Origin of the sequence: Shewanella sp. SP2S2-4 (assembly GCF_031932025.1) — a bacterium.
GTDB lineage: Bacteria > Pseudomonadota > Gammaproteobacteria > Enterobacterales > Shewanellaceae > Shewanella > Shewanella baltica.
The window spans coordinates 49,193-67,970 of the sequence record NZ_JAUOER010000031.1 but is presented as its reverse complement, the minus strand read 5'-3'; the positions used below and the strand labels follow the sequence as shown (position 1 = coordinate 67,970).

The window sequence follows — 18,778 nt, the reverse complement described above, 5'->3', positions numbered from 1 at the left end:
CTGAATGCCGACGGCAGCTACAGCTTCGACCCCAGCCACGCGAGCTATCAGCATCTGGCGATGGGCCAGACGCAGGACGTGGTCGTTCCGATCACGGTAACGGATGGCACGGGCGCCACCAGTACGCAGAACCTGACGATCACAATTACCGGTACGAACGACGGCCCGACGATCGCCGGCGTGAACACGGGCAGCACCGCCGAGGACAACACCCAAGCCGTCAGCGGCCAGCTCACGATTGCCGACGCAGACGACGGCCAGGCGCACTTCGTCGCCCAGACGGCCACGGCCGGCAGCTACGGCAGTCTGACGCTCAGCGAAGACGGGCAGTGGCAGTACCAGCTGGACAACAGCAAGCCCGAGGTTCAGGCGCTCATGAGCACCGAGACCGCCACCGACACCTTCACGGTGCACAGCGCCGATGGCAGCAGCCACAGTATCACCGTCACCATCCAGGGCCAGCGCGACAGCGTCGTGATCGGCGGTGTGGATGTGGGCGTGGTCAAGGAAGACGTGTCGGCGGTCACTGGCGGCAATTTGGTGGCCACAGGCGAAAGCGCCGAGTTCGTGCCCTTGCAGCAGCGCACCCCGCTTGGCAATTTTGCGATGGATGCCAGCGGCGCCTGGACCTACACGCTGGACAACAGCCGCGCCGGCACTGATGCGCTCAAGAACGGCGAGACGGCGACCGACTCCGTCACCATCACCCACACCGACGGCACCACCCACACCGTCACCGTCACGATCATGGGCACGAACGATGCACCCGTACTGAGCGCCCAGACCCAAGCCATCAGCGAAGACGGCACCCAGCTCACGGGTCATATGGCGGCCACCGATGTGGATGCCGGCGACACGCAAACCTTCAGCACCACCACTGCTGTTGATGGCTTCACACTGAATGCTGATGGCAGTTATAAATTTGATCCTAGCCATGCGAGCTATCAACACCTCGCTGCGGGTCAAACACAAGACGTGATCATTCCAATCACAGTCACCGACAGTGCTGGTGCAACCAGCACGCAAAACCTGACGATCACAGTCACCGGTAGTAATGACGGCGCCGTCATCAGCGGCACCGACACCGGCACGGTGATCGAAGATCAGCAGGTCAGTGCCACGCATATCCTGAGCTGCGGCGGCAAGCTGGCTGTCACCGATGTCGATACCGGGGAAGCGACGTTTGCCGTTCAGCACGGCACCGGAGCGAACGGCTATGGCAACTTCGTGCTCGGCCCATCGGGCACCTGGACCTATAGCGCCGACAACACCCAGGCAGCGATCCAGCAACTGAAGGCCGGTGAAACACTTACCGACACCTTCACCGTCAGCAGCACGGACGGCACGACCCACACGCTGACCGTGACGATCCAGGGCACAAACGATGCGCCAGTGCTGGCGGCACAAACCCAAGCGGTCACCGAAGACGGCACACAGCTGAGCGGCCATATGGTCGCCACCGATGTGGATTCCGGCGACACGCAAACCTTCAGCATCGCCCACGCCGTCGATGGCTTCACGCTGAATGCAGACGGCAGCTATAGCTTCGACCCCAGCCACGCCAGTTACCAGCACCTGGCTGCGGGCCAGACGCAGGATGTGGTCATCCCGATCACGGTGACCGACGGCTCAGGCGCGACGGCCACGCAGAATCTGACGATCAGGCTGACCGGCACTAATGATGCAGCCCGCATCAGCGGCACAGATATTGGTCGGGTCGTCGAAGACCAGACCCTGTCCGCCAGCGGACAGCTGCAAATCTGCGACACGGACGACGGCCAGGCTCACTTCATAGCCCAGACCGCCACAGCAGGCAGTTACGGCAGTCTGACACTCGGCGAAGACGGACACTGGCAGTATCAACTGGACAACAGCAAGCCCGAAGTCCAGGCGCTCAAAAGCACCGATACCGCCACCGACAGCTTCACGGTGCACAGCGCCGACGGCAGCAGCCACAGCATCACGGTCACCATCCAGGGGCAACGCGATAACGTCGTCATTGGCGGCGTGGATGTTGGCGTGGTGAAGGAAGACGTGTCGGCGGTCACCGGCGGGCATCTGGTGGCAACCGGCGAAAGCGCGGAATTCGTGCCCTTGCAGCAGCGCACCACGCTGGGCAATTTTGCGATGGATGCCAGCGGCGCCTGGACCTACACACTAGACAACAGCCGCGTCGGCACTCAGTCACTCAAGGCTGGTGAAACGGCCACAGACACGGTCACCATCACCCACACCGACGGCACCACCCACACCGTCACCGTCACGATCATGGGCACGAACGATGCGCCAGTGCTCAGCGCCCAGATCCAAGCCGTCACCGAAGACGGCACCCAGCTCAGCGGCCATATGGTCGCCACCGATGTGGATGCCGGCGACACGCAAACCTTCAGCACCACCACTGCTGTTGATGGCTTCACACTGAATGCTGATGGCAGTTATCAATTTGATCCTAGCCATGCGAGCTATCAACACCTCGCTGCGGGTCAAACACAAGACGTGATCATTCCAATCACAGTCACCGACAGTGCTGGTGCAACCAGCACGCAAAACCTGACGTTCACAGTCACCGGTAGTAATGACGGCGCCGTCATCAGCGGCACCGACACCGGCACGGTGATCGAAGATCAGCAGGTCAGTGCCACGCATATCCTGAGCTGCGGCGGCAAGCTGGGTGTCACCGATGTCGATACCGGGGAAGCGACGTTTGCCGTCCAGCACGGCACCGGGGCGAACGGCTATGGCAGCTTCGTGCTCGGCCCATCGGGCACCTGGACCTATAGCGCCGACAACACGCAGGCAGCGATCCAGCAACTGAAGGCCGGTGAAACACTTACCGACACCTTCACCGTCAGCACCACGGACGGCACGACGCATACCGTGACCGTCACGTTGCAGGGCACGAACGACGCCCCGGTGCTAGCGGCACAGAGCCAGGCCGTCACCGAAGACGGCAGCTTGCTCAGCGGTCACATGGCCGCGACCGATGTGGACGCCGGCGACACGCAGGCCTTCAGCCTCGCCAACGCGGTCGATGGATTTACGCTCAACGCCGATGGCAGCTACAGCTTTGATCCGAGCAATGCGGCGTACCAGCATCTGGCCGCTGGCCAGACGCAGGATGTGGTCATCCCGATCACGGTGACCGACAGCGCTGGCGCGACCAGCACCCAGAACCTGACCATCACCCTCACCGGCAGCAACGATGGCCCGCTGGTCACCCACGGTACGGTCGCGACAGCCGCCGACCTGGGCGCGATCAATGAAGACGCACCGCGCGTGTTCACCGAGGCCGAGCTGTTGCAGGCGGTGGGCGCCAGCGATGTGGATGACGGCAGCAGCCTGCACATCGTTGACGGATCGCTTACCAGTGCCCACGGCACCTTCACCGGCGATGCTGCCCACGGCTACACCTTCACCCCGGCGGCCAATTTCAGCGGCCAGGATGTGGACCTGCAGTTCAGCGTGAGCGATGGCACGGTCAGCCGCGAAGCGCATGGGCAGCTGGATATCACGCCGGTGGCGGACAAGCCCGTGGGTCCGCTGGTGTCGACCACTTTCGATGATGTGCAACTGTCGGGGCAATTCGCCGACCCCGCGTTGCTGGGCTGGAAGACCGATTCCACGTTCGGCGTGGAGCAAACCACGGAAGACGTGTTTGGCGGGACGGGCAAAAACCAGGTGCTGGAATTGGTGTCCAAGGGCGCCAGCATCAACTCGCCGAACATCTACCGCGAGCTCGACACGCAGACCGGGCAATGGCTCCACGTCAGCTTCGATGCCTCGCGCCGCGAGAACTGGGATGTCGCCCGCATCGAGGTGCTGTGGGAAGGCAAGGTCATCGACGCGTTCACGCCGGGCACCGCCGGTTACGAGATGCATCATCACGAGTACGACCTGCAGGCCACTGGCCCGCAGTCGCGCATCGAGTTCCGCGTGGTGGGCGATGATGCAGACAAGCGGGCCATCATCGATAACATCCAAATCGGCCTGCCCACCCAGGTGGGCGAGGTCAACCAGGCCCTGCACCTGGATATGGGCCAGGCATTTCAGCTGGCCGACACCGACGGCAGCGAGACCCTGAGCTACCTGATCAAGGGCTTGCCGCCAGGCTTCACGCTCACGGACGGCATGCACAGCGTGACCATCGCCAGTGTCGGCCAGGTGGTCGACACTAAGGGGTGGAGCCAGGATGCGTTGGCTTTGCGTGCGCCTCAGGACTACCAGGGGCAGCTCGAGATCCAGGTCAGCGCCCGTGCCGAGGAGACCGCCAACCACCAGACGGCGACGTCTGACCAGCAGTCGCTGCGCTTGAGCTTCGATCGGCTGACGGCCGTTGAAGATACGCCCCAGACCTTCTCTGCATCCCGCTTGCTGCAACTGGCCGGTATCCGTGCGGGTTTGGGAGAGGTCCTGACGCTGGATGACGTGCAGGTGAACCCGGCCTTCGGCCATTTCAGCCACAACGCCGATGGCAGCTGGACGTTCACGCCGGAGGCCAACGTCTCGGCCCATCAGGTGCCGCTGACCCTCACCGTACACGGTGGTGCGCAGCCGATCAGCAGCACCCTGCATCTGGACATCACGCCGGTGGCCGACACGCCGCTGCTCGACCTGCCGGCCGATGGCCAGCTGACGGCCATCCATACCGACTTTGACAGCACCCTGTTGCACGGCCAGTTCGCCGATCCCACACCCCTGGGCTGGCACACGGATGGGCCCCAGGGCTCGGAAGTGGCGCGGCAGGACGTGTTCGGCGGCAGCGGCGGTGACCATGCGCTGGAACTGATCTCCGAGGGCGCCGGCGCGGTCAACTCGCCCAATCTCTACCGCGTGCTGGACGTCGCGTCGGGCCAGATGGTGCGTTTCGGCTTTGACGTGTCACCGCGCAATAGTTGGGCGGTACCGCTGGTCGAAGTGCTGTGGGAAGGCAAAGTCATCGACAGCTTCACGCCCTCGGGCACGGGCTTCGGCTTGCAGCACCATGACTACGATTTACTCGCCACTGCTGGCCAGCCCCGTCTGGAGATTCGCGTGGTGGGCGCGCAGAGCGATATGCGCGCTATCTTCGATAACCTGGACGTCGGCGTCTCTCCGGTGGCGGCGCGCTTCAGCCCGGTCAATGGCGATGCGTATCTGGATCTCGGCGCACAGTTTCACCTGGCCGATACTGACGGCAGCGAGACCCTCAGTTACGTGGTCAAGGGCCTGCCGCAGGGCTTCACCCTGACCGACGGCACCCACAGCATCACCGTCACCACGGCCGGTCAGGCCATTGAGACCAAGGGATGGGATCAGGCGGCGCTGGTGGTGAAGGCACCACAGGATTTCCAGGGCCAGGTGAATCTGCAAGTCAGCGGGGTAGCCGAAGAGAGCGGCACGCAGCAGACCGCCAGTTCACCCGAGCTGTCCATGCGGTTGAGCTTCGAGCAACTGCGGGTGTACGAGGACACGCCCCAGGTGTTCACTGAATCCAAGCTGCTGCAGCTGGCCGGTGTTCATGCGCCTGCCGGACAGGCCATGACGCTGGCCGATGTGCAGGTAGACCAGGCCTTCGGCCAGTTCAGCCACAACGCGAATGGCAGCTGGACCTTCACCCCGGCCTCCAACGTCAATGCCGACGATGTACCGTTCACGCTGACCATCGCCGGCGGCAGCCAGCCGCTCAGCCGCCCGCTGCAGCTCAGCATCGCGCCGGTCAATGACGCGCCGGTGCTGGCGGCACAAAGCCAGACGGGGACCGAAGACGGCAGCCCTATCACCGGTCATATGGTCGCCACCGATGTGGATGTCGGTGACACGCAGAGCTTCAGCCTGGCCCACCCCGTTGACGGATTCACACTCAATGCCGACGGCAGCTACAGCTTCGACCCCTCGCATGCCAGCTACCAGCATCTGGCGGCAGGGCAGACTCAGGATGTGGTCATCCCGATCACGGTGACAGATCACGCCGGGGCGACCGGTACACAGAACCTCACCTTCACCCTCACCGGCACCAACGACGGCCTGCAGGTGGTGGCCAACAGCGCAGCGAAGGCGGGCGATCTTGGCGCCGTGGACGAGGACGCGCCGCGCCTGTTCACCGAGGCCGAGCTGCTGCGTGCGGTCGGTGCCAGCGACGTTGACGATGGCAACGACCTGCACATCGTGGCGGGTTCGCTGAGTTCCACCCACGGCACTTTTACGGGTGATGCCGCCCACGGCTTCACCTTCACGCCCTCCGCCAACTTCAGCGGCCAGCAGGTCGATGTGCAGTTCAGCGTCAGCGACGGTGGTGTCAACCAGGCGACCTTTGCCCGGCTGGACATCCGTCCGGTGGCCGATGTCCCGGTCTTCGAATACACCGGCGAGACCCATTCGCTCGCCCACCAGACCGACTTCGACAGCACCCTGTTGCACGGCCAGTTCGCTGACCCCACACCCCTGGGCTGGCACACCGATGCGCCCCAGGGCTCGGAAGTGGCGCGGCAGGATGTGTTCGGTGGCAGCGGTGGTGACCGCGCGCTGGAAATGATTTCCTCCGGGGCTGGCAAGGACAGCTCGGCCAACTTCTACCGCGTGCTCGACACGGTGCCCGGCCAGGAGCTGAAATTCAGTTTCGATGTCTCGCCGCGCAGCGGCTGGGCCGTGCCCTTGGTGGAAGTCTTGTGGGAAGGCAAGGTCATTGACAGCTTCACGCCATCGGGTTCGGATTTCAGCCTGCAGCGTCACGACTATCAGCTGACAGCCACCGGCGAGCATTCCAGGCTGGAGCTGCGTGTGGTTGGCGATCAGAGCGACATGCGCGCCATCTTCGACAAGCTGGAGATCAGCGACACGCCCCATCTGGACCGCGAGGCCCTGGTCAACAGCGAGCTTCAGCTCCACTTGCCCACCAATCTGCATCTGGCCGACACAGACGGCAGCGAAACGCTGAGCTATCTCATCAAGGGCTTGCCGGTGGGCTTCAGCCTGACGGATGGCAGCCACAGCATCACGGTCACGGCCGCCGATCAGGTGATCGATACGAAGGGCTGGAACCAGGACGCGCTGGCTGTACAAGCGCCCAAGGACTTCGCCGGCACGCTGGATCTCAGCGTCACCGGCCACAGTGAAGAAGCCGGCAACCAGCAGACGGCCAACTCGGCTGAACTGCCCTTGCATCTGAGCTTCGAACGCGTGTCCGTGGTGGAGGATACGCCCCTGACCCTCAGCGAGAGCAAGTTGCTCGCGCTGGCCGGTGTGGTGCCGGCGGCGGGCGAGCACCTGAGCCTGAGTGATGTGCAGGTGGATCCGGCCTTGGGCCAGTTCAGCCACAACGCCGATGGCAGCTGGACCTTTACGCCGGCGGCCAACGTCAATGCCGACCAGGTGCCGTTCACGCTGACGGTGAGCGGCGGCGCGCAGCCCATCAGCAGTTCGCTGCAACTGAGCATCACGCCGGTGAATGACGCGCCGGTGATCGCGGCACAGACCCAGGCCGTGACCGAAGACGGCAGCTTGCTCAGCGGCCATATGGCGGCTACCGACGCCGATGCCGGCGACACGCACACCTTCAGCCTCGGCACCGCGGTGGACGGCTTCACGCTCAACACCGACGGCAGCTACAGCTTCGACCCCGGTCACGCCAGCTACCAGCACATCGCTGCAGGCCAAACGCAGGATGTGGTGATTCCGATCACCGTGACCGACAGCGCTGGCGCGACCAGCACCCAGAATCTCACGATCACCCTCACCGGCAGCAACGACGGCCCACTGGTGACCCACGGCACGGCGGCCACGGCAGCGGATTTGGGCGCCATCAATGAAGACGCACCGCGCGTGTTCACCGAAGCCGAGCTGCTGCAGGCGGTGGGCGCCAGCGATGTGGATGACGGCGCCCAGCTGCATATCGTGGCGGGTTCGCTGACGTCGGCGCATGGCACCTTCACCGGCGATGCCGCGCACGGCTACACCTTCACGCCGGCAGCCAACTACAGCGGCCAGGATGTGGACCTGCAGTTCAGCGTCAGCGATGGCACAGTCAGCCGCGAAGCGCATGGCCAGCTCGACATCACGCCGGTGGCCGACACACTCCGCGTGAGCGAGTTGCCGGAGTCAGGGCAGGCCAAGACCCTTGTTTCTTCGGTCGATTTCCAAGCGCACACAAGCTTTGAGAGGATGCCGGCGACGGTGCAGGGCTGGAATAACGAAGGGGGAGATCTGCACCTGGAACGGGCCAATGGTGGGGCCAACACGCGGCTCGTGATGAGGGGCACGGACGATGCAACGGTCGGCACCCATTTCGCCACCAAGCCAGGTCAAATTTATGAGCTGACCCTGAGTGCCTATTCCAGCGGCAACATCAAGCTTGATGTGGTCTGGAACGGGCAAGTCGTTTCCAGCTACACCCCGGAAGGGGGGTGGGGTGCGGAGCACAGCTTCAGGTTCTTGGCCGACAGCGATCAGGGCTATCTGCAACTGCGCACGCATGATGGCGCAGGCCAATTTGCGCATGTGAACGTGGATTACACACAGCTTCGTATGCGGGAGCCGCTGCCCGTGGTGTCCACTCAACCCGTTTCTCTGGGCGGCCTGGACACGTTCACGCAGTTCCACCTGATGGATACGGACGGCAGCGAAACGCTCAGTTACGTCATCAAGGGTCTACCGGTCGGCTTCACGCTGAGCGATGGCAGTCACAGTGTCACCGTCACCAAGGCGGATCAGGTGATCGACACGCAAGGCTGGGCGCCGGACCAGCTGCATCTGATGGCACCCACCGGATTCGAAGGCGTCGTGGGCTTCCAGGTCGCGGCGCGCTCCGAAGAGGGTGCGAATCACCAGCAAGGTGCTCTCACTGCCTTTGTGCCGCAGGCACTGAGCTTCGATTCCCCGGTGGTGATCGAGGACACCCCGCGCCACTTCAGCGAGGCGCAACTGCTGTCCTTCGCCGGCCTGCATGCCGCAGCCGGGGTCTCCTACGGCCTCAGCGATGTGCAGGTGGATGCGGCCTTCGGCCACTTCACCCACAACGGCGATGGCAGCTGGACCTTCACCCCGGCGGCCAATGTGTCGGCCGATCAGGTGCCCATCACCCTCACCGTTACCGGTGGCGCCCAGCCGCTCACGGCCTCGCTGGCGCTGAGTATCACGCCGGTGGTGGACACGCCACTCAGTGCGGGGGGGCAGACCGAGCTCACGGACTTCAACCACCAGGCGGTGGGCTCCGCCGGTTGGGCCATGGTCGACCCATCCGGCATGGGCTGGCACACCGACCATGCCCAGGGTGTCGAGCTGGGTCAGGACAAACTCTATGGCGGCAGCAGCACCAGCAACCAGATCGTCAGCCTGAGTGCCAGCAGTGACGCCAATCTCTACCGTGACCTGTCCATCTCGGCCGGCGAGGTCGTTCATTTCGGGTTTGACCTCTCGGCGCGCGCTGGCGTTGCCATCGCGCCGCTGCAGGTGCTGTGGGAAGGCAAGGTCATCGACACCATCACGCCCACCAGCGGCTACGCGATGGCGCACCATGAATATGACCTGGTGGCCACCGGCGCCAATTCGCGCCTGGAACTGCGCGCCACTGGCTCCGGTGATGCCCGCGCGTTGATCGACAACCTGCAGCTCAGCACAACGCCGCCCCAGGTGGCGCTGGTGAACCATGCGCTGCATCTGGATCTGGGCCAGAGCTTCCAGCTGGCCGACACCGACGGCAGCGAGACGCTGAGCTACTTGATCAAGGACTTGCCGGTCGGCTTCACCCTCAGCGACGGTAGCCACAGCGTCACTGCGACCACGGCGGGGCAGCAGATCGACCTCAAGGGCTGGCAGCTGGATGCCCTCGTGCTGCAATCGCCTGCCGATTTTGAAGGCCAGCTGGCACTGAAAGTCAGCGCCAGCGCCGAAGAAGGCGCCACCCACCAAATCGCCACCTCGGCCGAGCTCTTGCTGCCGCTGAGCTTCGAGCGCTTGTCCACGGCGGAAGACACGCCGCGCAGCTTCAGCGAACGCGAGCTGCTGCAGTTGGCCGGCGCGGTACCGGCCCCGGGTCAGCACCTGAGCCTCAGCGATGTGCAAGTGGACCCGGCCTTTGGCCAGATCACGCACAACGCCGATGGCAGCTGGACCTTCACCCCGGCGGCCAATGTGTCGGCGGACCAGGTGGCGCTGAACCTCACCGTGGCTGGCGGCGCGCAGCCGCAGCAGGTCGCCTTGCCGCTGCAGATCACTGCCGTGACCGACGCGCCGGTCGCGGGCATGCTGTCCATCCATCCCGACATCAGTAGCCAGAATCCCGGCAGCGCCGGCTGGGCTTACCTTGATCCGCCCCAGGTAGGCTGGCATACCGACCACCATGAGGGGGTGTACATCGGCACGGCCACCCGTTACGGCGGCGCCGACAGCCACAGTCTGCTGGAGCTGTCGGGCCTGGCCTCGTCGCCCATGAATTTCTACCGCACCCTGAACACCCAGGCCGGGCAGACCCTGGTCTTCAGCTTTGACCTGACCGGGCGCCCGGGACGGCCTGCGGCGACCATCGAGGTCTTGTTCGAGGGCAAGGTCATCGACACCCTGACGCCGGGCAACCAGGCCTACGACATGCAGCGGCATGAGTATGTCCTGACGGCCACGGGACCTGACTCGCGCCTGGAGCTGCGGCCCAGCGGCCAGGGCGATGCGCGGGCCTTATTCGACAACCTTCAGATCAGTCCGCCGCCCCAGGTGGCGCTTGTGAACCATGCGCTGCATCTGGATGTGGGTCAGGCCTTCCACCTGGCCGACACCGACGGCAGCGAAACCATCAGCTACCTGATCAATGGTCTGCCGGTGGGCTTCACGCTCAGCGATGGCAGCCACAGTGTCACCGTCACGACGGCCGGGCAGGTGATCGACACGGCAGGCTGGCAGATGGATGCCGTGACCGTAGAGGCGCCCAAGGATTTCGAAGGCCAGATCGACCTGAAAATCAGCGCACGCACCGAAGAAAGCGCCACGCACCAGACCGTCACCTCGGCCGAACTGCCGCTGCCGCTGAGCTTCGAGCGCCTGTCCACGGCGGAAGACACGCCCCGCAGCTTCAGCGAACACGAGCTGCTGCAGCTGGCTGGCGTAGTCCCGGCCGCAGGCGAGCATCTGAGCCTCAGCGATGTGCAGGTGGACCCGGCCTTCGGCCATGTCACGCACAACGCCGATGGCAGCTGGACCTTCACGCCCGTCGCCAATGTCTCGGCCGATCAGGTGGCCCTGAACCTCACCGTCACCGGTGGCGCCCAAGCGCAGCAGCTGGCCCTGCCGATCCAGATCACCGCCGTCACCGATGCCCCGCTGCTGGGCGCCGGGGTCAGCAGCAGCGACTTCGAGCAACAACGCGTCACCGACTCCAGCGGCAGCCAGTTCTACGACCCTACCCAATACGATTGGCACAGCTATGGCGTGCATGGCGTCGAGGTGGGGCGGGAGACTTCTTTCGGCGGCAGCCATGGCGACAACCAGGTGGTGGAGCTGATCTCCCAGGGTGCCAGTGGCTTCAAGGACCCCAACCTCTACCGCGACCTGACGACCTTTTCGGGCCAGCAGCTGCACTTTGCTTTCGACCTGTCCCGCCGTGCCGGCTGGGCGGTCGGGCCGGTGGAGGTGCTGTGGGAAGGCAAGGTCATCGACACCATCACGCCCACCGACAGCGGTTTTGCCTTCCATCACCACGCCTACGATCTGGTGGCCACCGGTGCCAGCGGGCGGCTGGAACTGCGGGTGCCGGGCAACGCAGTGGACCAGCGCGCGGTGGTCGACAACCTCTATGTCGGGCCGCCGCCGCAGATGGCCCTGGTCAACCACGACCTGCACCTGAAGGTCGATGACTACGTCCGGCTGGCCGACAGCGACGGCAGCGAAACGCTGAGCCTGCTGATCAAGGGCCTGCCGGTGGGCTTCACGCTGACCGATGGCAGCCACAGTGTCACCGTCACGGCCGCCGATCAGGTGATCGATACCCAGGGCTGGCAGCAGGATGCGCTGAGCATTCAGTCGACGAAGGATTTTGCAGGCACGCTGAACCTCAGCATCAGCGGCCGCAGCGAGGAGGGCAGCACGCACCAGACGGCCACCACGGCCGAGCTGCCGGTGCGCCTGAGCTTCGAGAGTCTGGCCACCACTGAAGACACAGCACTGACGCTGGACGAGGACAAGTTGCTGGCGCTGGCTGGCGTAGTCCCGGCCGCAGGCGAGCATCTGAGCCTCAGCGATGTGCAGGTGGACCCGGCCTTCGGTCAGGTCACGCACAACGCCGATGGCAGCTGGACCTTCACGCCGGCGGCCAATGTCTCGGCCGATCAGGTGGCGCTGAACCTCACAGTGGCCGGCGGCGCGCAGCCCATCACGGCCCATCTACCTCTCAGCATCACGCCGGTGACCGACGCTCCAGTCATCACGCCTGGCGTTCAGGGCAGCATGACGGATTTCGACAGCTTGGCGCTGGGAAGCAAGGGCTGGGACTCGGTCGATCCGACCCCCTTTGGCTGGCACACCGATGGCAGTGGCCGTGTGGAGGCGGCGCAGGACAAACTTTATGGCGGCAGCAGCAACACCAACGTTGAGGTCAGCCTGATCGCCAATGCCGGCAAGAACCTCTACCAGGACCTGAGCACCGGTGCAGGCAAGGAGGTGCATCTGGCCTTTGACCTGTCCGCCCGGCCCGGCTTCAGCAAGGCGCCGCTTGAAGTGCTGTGGGAAGGCAAGGTGATCGACACGATCACGCCGGGTGCCGACGGTTATGCGATGCAGCATCACGAGTACGATCTCGTGGCTGCGAGCGATACCTCGCGCATCGAGCTGCGCGTAGTCGGCAGCGGCGATGTGCGCATCCTGCTCGACAACATCCAGATCAGCCCGACGCTGACGCGGGCGGCTCTGGTCAACCACGATCTGCAACTGGACCTGACGCCGGCGCTGCACCTGGCCGACACCGACGGCAGCGAGACGCTGACCTACTTCGTCAAAGGTCTGCCGGTGGGCTTCACGCTGACCGATGGCGAACACAGCGTGACGGTGGCCACTGCCGATCAGGTGATCGAGACGACAGGCTGGAATCCGGACACCATCGCGGTGCGCCCGCCGCAAGACTTCCAGGGCCAGCTGAACCTTCAGGTTTCCGCGCGCGCAGAGGAAACCGCCAACCACCAGACGGCGACCTCGGCCGACATGGCTGTGCGCCTGAGCTTCGATAGCTTGGTCCTTACCGAAGACACGCCCAAGACCTTCAGTGAAGCGCAATTGCTGCAATTCGCGGGCATCCGCGCGCCTGCCGGACAGACTTATACACTGGCCGATGTGCAGGTGGACCCGGCCTTCGGCCAAGTCACCCACAACGCCAATGGGGGCTGGACGTTCACGCCCGCCGCCAATGTCTCGGCCGATGCGGTGCCGCTGACGCTGCATGTCAGTGGCGGTGTGCAGCCGATCACAGGCTCATTGACGCTGAGCGTTACCCCGGTAGTGGATGCGCCGGTGGTCATCGGTGTCACCGGTTCCGCACAGCGCATCGTGACCGACTTCGACTCGGTGCTATTGCATGATCAGTTCGCTGACCCCACGCCCTTGGGTTGGAAGACGGATTCCAAATTTGGCGTAGAGCAAACCACCGAAGACGTGTTTGGCGGTAGCGGCAAGAACCACGTGCTGGAACTGGTCTCACAAGGCGCTTCCACAAATTCGCCAAATATTTACAAGGATTTACCGACCAAGTCCGGCCAGATGCTGCACCTGAGCTTTGATCTGTCCCCGCGGTCGGGCTGGGCCGTTGCCCCTGTCGAAGTGCTGTGGGAAGGCAAGGTCATTGACGTCATCACCCTCACCCCCGGCGGCTACGCGATGCAAACGCACGCGTATGACGTCCTGGCAACCGGCGCGGACTCGCGCCTTGAAATTCGCATCGTGGACGATCACACCGATGCGCGAGCGATCCTCGACAACGTTGTGGTCGAGTCGTTTCCGACGCTTGTGGCCGCAACCAACCATGATCTTTATCTGGACCTGACCAGCAACCTGCGTTTTGTCGATACCGACGGCAGCGAAGCGCTAACCTACATCATCAAGGGCTTGCCGGTTGGCTTTACGCTGACCGATGGGACGCACAGCGCCACGGTGGCCACGGCCGGTCAGGTGATCGAGACGACCGGCTGGAATCCGGACACCATCGCGGTGCGCGCGCCGCAAGATTTCCATGGCCGGCTGGACCTTCAGGTTTCCGCGCGCACAGAGGAAATCGCCAATCATCAGTCGGCGACCTCGACCGAGATTGCGTTGCAACTAAGCTTTGAGAGCCTGAGCACCGCCGAAGACAAGCCCAGGACTTTCACTGAAGGACAGTTGCTGCAACTGGCCGGTATTCATGCGCCCGCCGGGCAGACTTATACGCTTGGCGATGTGCAGGTGGACCCCGCGCTCGGTCACGTCACCCACGAAGCCAATGGCAGCTGGACGTTTACGCCTGCGGCCAATGTCTCGGCCGATGCGGTGCCCTTGACGCTGCACGTTGACGGCGGAGCGCAGCCGATCACAGGCTCATTGACCCTGAGCCTCACCCCCGTGGCAGATGCGCCAGTGCACGCCTCCGCGTTCAATGCTTTGGATTTTGATTCAGATCCCAACGCACCTGACAAGTGGGTCAAGCTGGATGACTTTGGCTGGTCCAGCAATAATCGAGAGGGTATCGAGCGGGTTCCTGAAGATGTCTATCATGGTGACCCAAAAAACAGGATTGCGACGTTCTCCTCGCAATACGGTGATCACCACTCGCTTTATCACGATCTGGCCACCCGAGCCGGCGAAGCATTCCACTTCTCGTTCGATACGGCATGGACGACCGAGTACCTGCATAGCAAGGTTCCGATCGAAGTGCTGTGGGAGGGCAAGGTCATCGATACCTTGCTCCCCACAGCGGGCGATGATCTGACTTGGGCGCATCACAAGTACGATCTGGTGGCGACGGGAACGTCCTCGCGGCTCGAATTGCGCGTGGCCGGAAATGGGCAACGAGGGATGGCCGCGATCGACAACCTGGCGGTCGGACCCGCAACGCAGTTTGCCGCCACCAACCATGACCTGGCCCTGGATACCGGCTTCCGTTTTGTTGATACCGACGGAAGCGAAACGTTTGGCTATGTGATCAAGGGGCTGCCGCTCGGCTTCACGCTGACCGATGGAACGCACAGCGTGAAAGTGGCCACGGCCGATCAGGCGATCGATACGAAGGGTTGGGACCAGGATGCGCTCGCGGTGCGCGCGCCGCAAGGCTTCGAGGGCGAACTGAACCTTCGGGTCGTGGCGCAGAGCGAGGAAACGGCCAACCACCAGACGGCCACATCCGACGTCCTTCCCTTGCATCTGTCCTTCATCAAGCTGGGCGTTGCCGAAGACACCCCCAAAACCTTCACCGATGCGCAATTGCTGGGACTGTCCGGCATCCGCGCGCCCGCCGGACAGACTTACACGTTAGGTGATGTGCAAGTGGACCCGGCCTTTGGTCACTTCAGCCACGACGCCAACGGCAGCTGGACCTTCACCCCGGCGGCCAATGTCAATGCCGACCAGGTGCCGCTCACGCTGACCGTGACCGGTGGCGCGCAGCCCATCAGCACCACGTTGCAGTTGGCCATCACACCGGTCAATGACGGGCCGGTGCTGGCGGCACAGACCCAGGCGGTGACCGAGGACGCGGCCGTGTTCAACGGCCATGTGCTGGCCTCCGACCCGGATGCCGGCGACACCCTTGCCTTCAGCACCACGGCCACGGCGGACGGCTTCACGCTCAACGCCGACGGCAGCTACAGCTTCGACCCCACGCACGCCAGCTACCAGCACCTGGCCACCGGCCAAACGCAGGACATCGTCATCCCGGTCACGGTGGCTGACCACGCCGGGGCAACGGCCACGCAGAACTTGACGATCACGGTCACCGGTGCCAATGACGGCCCGCTGGTCACCCACGCCACGGCCGCGACAGCCGCCGACCTGGGCGCCATCAATGAAGACGCGCCGCGCCTGTTCACCGAGGCCGAGCTGTTGCAGGCGGTGGGCGCCAGCGATGTGGATGACGGCGCCCAGCTGCATATCGTGGCCGGTTCCTTGAGCTCAGCTCACGGCACCTTCACCGGCGATGCCGCCCACGGATTCACCTTCACCCCGGCCGCCAACTTCAGCGGCCAGGATGTGGACCTGAAGTTCAGCGTCAGCGACGGGACGGTGAGCCGCGATGCCTTTGCCACGCTGGACATCACGCCGGTAGCGGATGCGCCGGTCCGGGGCGGGCTCTCGATCACCACCGATTTCAACAGCGTCGATGTGGGGGCGGGCGGTTGGAAGCTGTCCGACCCGACCCCGCTGGGCTGGCAGAGCTCTGAAGCCAGCGGTGTGGAAATCGGCCAGGAGCGGCTCTACGGCGGCAGTGGCAACAACCAGATCCTCAGCCTGACCGCGAGCTGGAGCAGCAATATCTTCCGCGACCTGGCCACCCAGGCTGGTCAGAAGGTGCATGTGGGCTTTGATCTCTCGGCCCGCCCAGGCTTTGCGATGACGCCTGTCGAGGTGGTGTGGGAAGGCAAGGTGGTCGACACCATCAGCCCGACCGCCGGCACCTTCGCCATGCAGCACCATGCCTACGACCTGGTGGCCACCGGCAGCAGCTCGCGCCTGGAGTTCCGCGCCACGGGGCAGGGTGAGGCGCGCGCGCTGTTCGACAACATCCAGATCGGCACCCCCGACCACCTGACGCTGGGCGACCAGGACATCCTGCTCAAGCCCTACCTCGGCTACCAGCTGGCGGACACCGATGGCAGCGAGACCCTGAGCTACGCCATCCATGGCCTGCCGGTCGGCTTCACGCTGACGGACGGCACGCACAGCGCCACGGTCGCCACAGCCGGGCAGGTGATCGAGACCACAGGCTGGAACCAGGATGCGCTGGCCCTGCGGGCGCCGCATGGCTTCCAGGGCGATACCAGCATCCAGGTGAGCGCCCGTGCCGAAGAAGGCAGCAATCACCAGAGCGCCAGCGCGGCAGACTTCACCCTGCATCTCAGCGGTGTGCCCGTCAGCCATGTGGCGGTGATCGGCGGCGACACTGCCGTCACGGTGACGGAAGATCAGCAGGTCAATTCGCAGGGCAATCTGGAGCACTTTGGCCAGCTCAGCATCGTCGACCCGGATGCGGGCCAGGCCCTGTTTGTTCCGCAAAACGCGGTGGGCGCCACCTACGGCCACTACACCATTGATCAGACGGGCTACTGGCTGTACGAAGCCGACAACAAGCTAGCGGCGATCCAGCAGCTCAAGACCGGCGAGCACCTGACCGACACCTTCACCGTGCACAGCGCCGATGGCACGGCGCAGACCATCACCGTGACCATCCAGGGCCAGGACGATGCCCCGGCTTTTGTGCCCCATGCCGGCCCCACGCAATCGGACGATGCCTACGCCCAGATCGGCCATGCGTTTGAATGGATGAGCCATCCGAATTTCAAGTACCTCGCCAGCATGATGCTCCAAGGTGCCGACACGTACCCGTTCGAGCGGGCCCTGGTCATCATCAAGAACGCGGGCATTTCCTTCATTTCGCCCGATGGCAGCGTCGCGAAGGCCTTTGGTCCCCATGGCGGCACCCTGACGGAAGTCCCGATCAGTGAAATGATCGCCTGGCACGCCAAGGGCGCCGGGTATCAGGTGGTGTTCACCGACGCAAAAGCCAGCGAAGTGGGTGTCTACGCCTATAACAATGGCAACCCCGGCATGCTCTCGGGCCGCCATCCCTACACGGATTTTGTGCTTCACCCGGAACAAAACGCGGCTCAGCTGACCCCGGTCATGCATGACGTGGCCGCGGCCAGCGGCGGCGCTGCCGTGCAGGGCTCTGGGTTCATGCCGCCGGCCATTGCGCCGCTTGAGTTCGACAGCGCCCATGTGCTGGAGGACAACGGCCAGCTGATCTCCGGTTTCATCGAGGTCAAAGATGCGGACGCTGGCCAGTCGGCGATGAAGCCTCAAACAGACACCGCCACCCACTACGGCCGCTTCAGCATCGACGCCAATGGCGACTGGGTCTACCAGATCGACAACAGCCGCGCCGAAGTGCAGCAGCTGGCCGATGGCCAGACCCTGGTCGACACCATCACCGTGCATAGCGAAGACGGCAAGGCGCATGAGGTGTCAATTACTATCCACGACCAGAATGATGGTGCAGTGATCGCAGGAGCCGACAGTGGCAGTGTGGTCGAGGACAATCACGTTATAGCAGCTGGCGCGATCGTGGCTAAAGGCGAGCTTACCGTGACGGATGCCATAACAGGTAATAACGACCAGCCTCTCCCTTCGAATACCGCCAAGGGAGATATAGGGAACCTCAGCGAGCTGTCGTTATCTTCTAGTCATGGCACTCCTCTCACGACAACGGATGCACACTTTACAGCCCAAGCTTCACCGGTTGATCACTACCTGCAAATGTTAGGACTTAGCCCAACGACAGTGAGCCTATCTCCTTCTGTGCCAGTGGAATTATTGCCTACGCTATCCTCAAGCAATCACTTCAATGATATTGATGCACCGATGCACGCTATCCCTGAGGTGAACCATTTTGAAAACCCATTATTAGATAATGAAAAGGAGCAACATAAAGATCGTCATTTCGACCTATTTGATGTAACAGAACTTCACACGAATCCGAATGACGATGACCTATTACATTCAGCACTCAACGACATGCACAACCAAATGTAATCAGGAGGAAGTGACTACGTTTCACTCAATCCTTTAGCTGACCATAACTTATCCG

1 protein-coding gene is annotated in these 18,778 nt (G+C 63.6%); it reads left to right on the top strand.

The window, feature by feature from the left end; translation table 11 throughout:
* Positions 1-18,723: VCBS domain-containing protein (locus Q4Q54_RS19525; RefSeq protein ID WP_409438293.1), on the top strand; the 18,723-nt coding region annotated here is incomplete at its 5' end.
* Positions 18,724-18,778 lie beyond the last annotated feature (55 nt).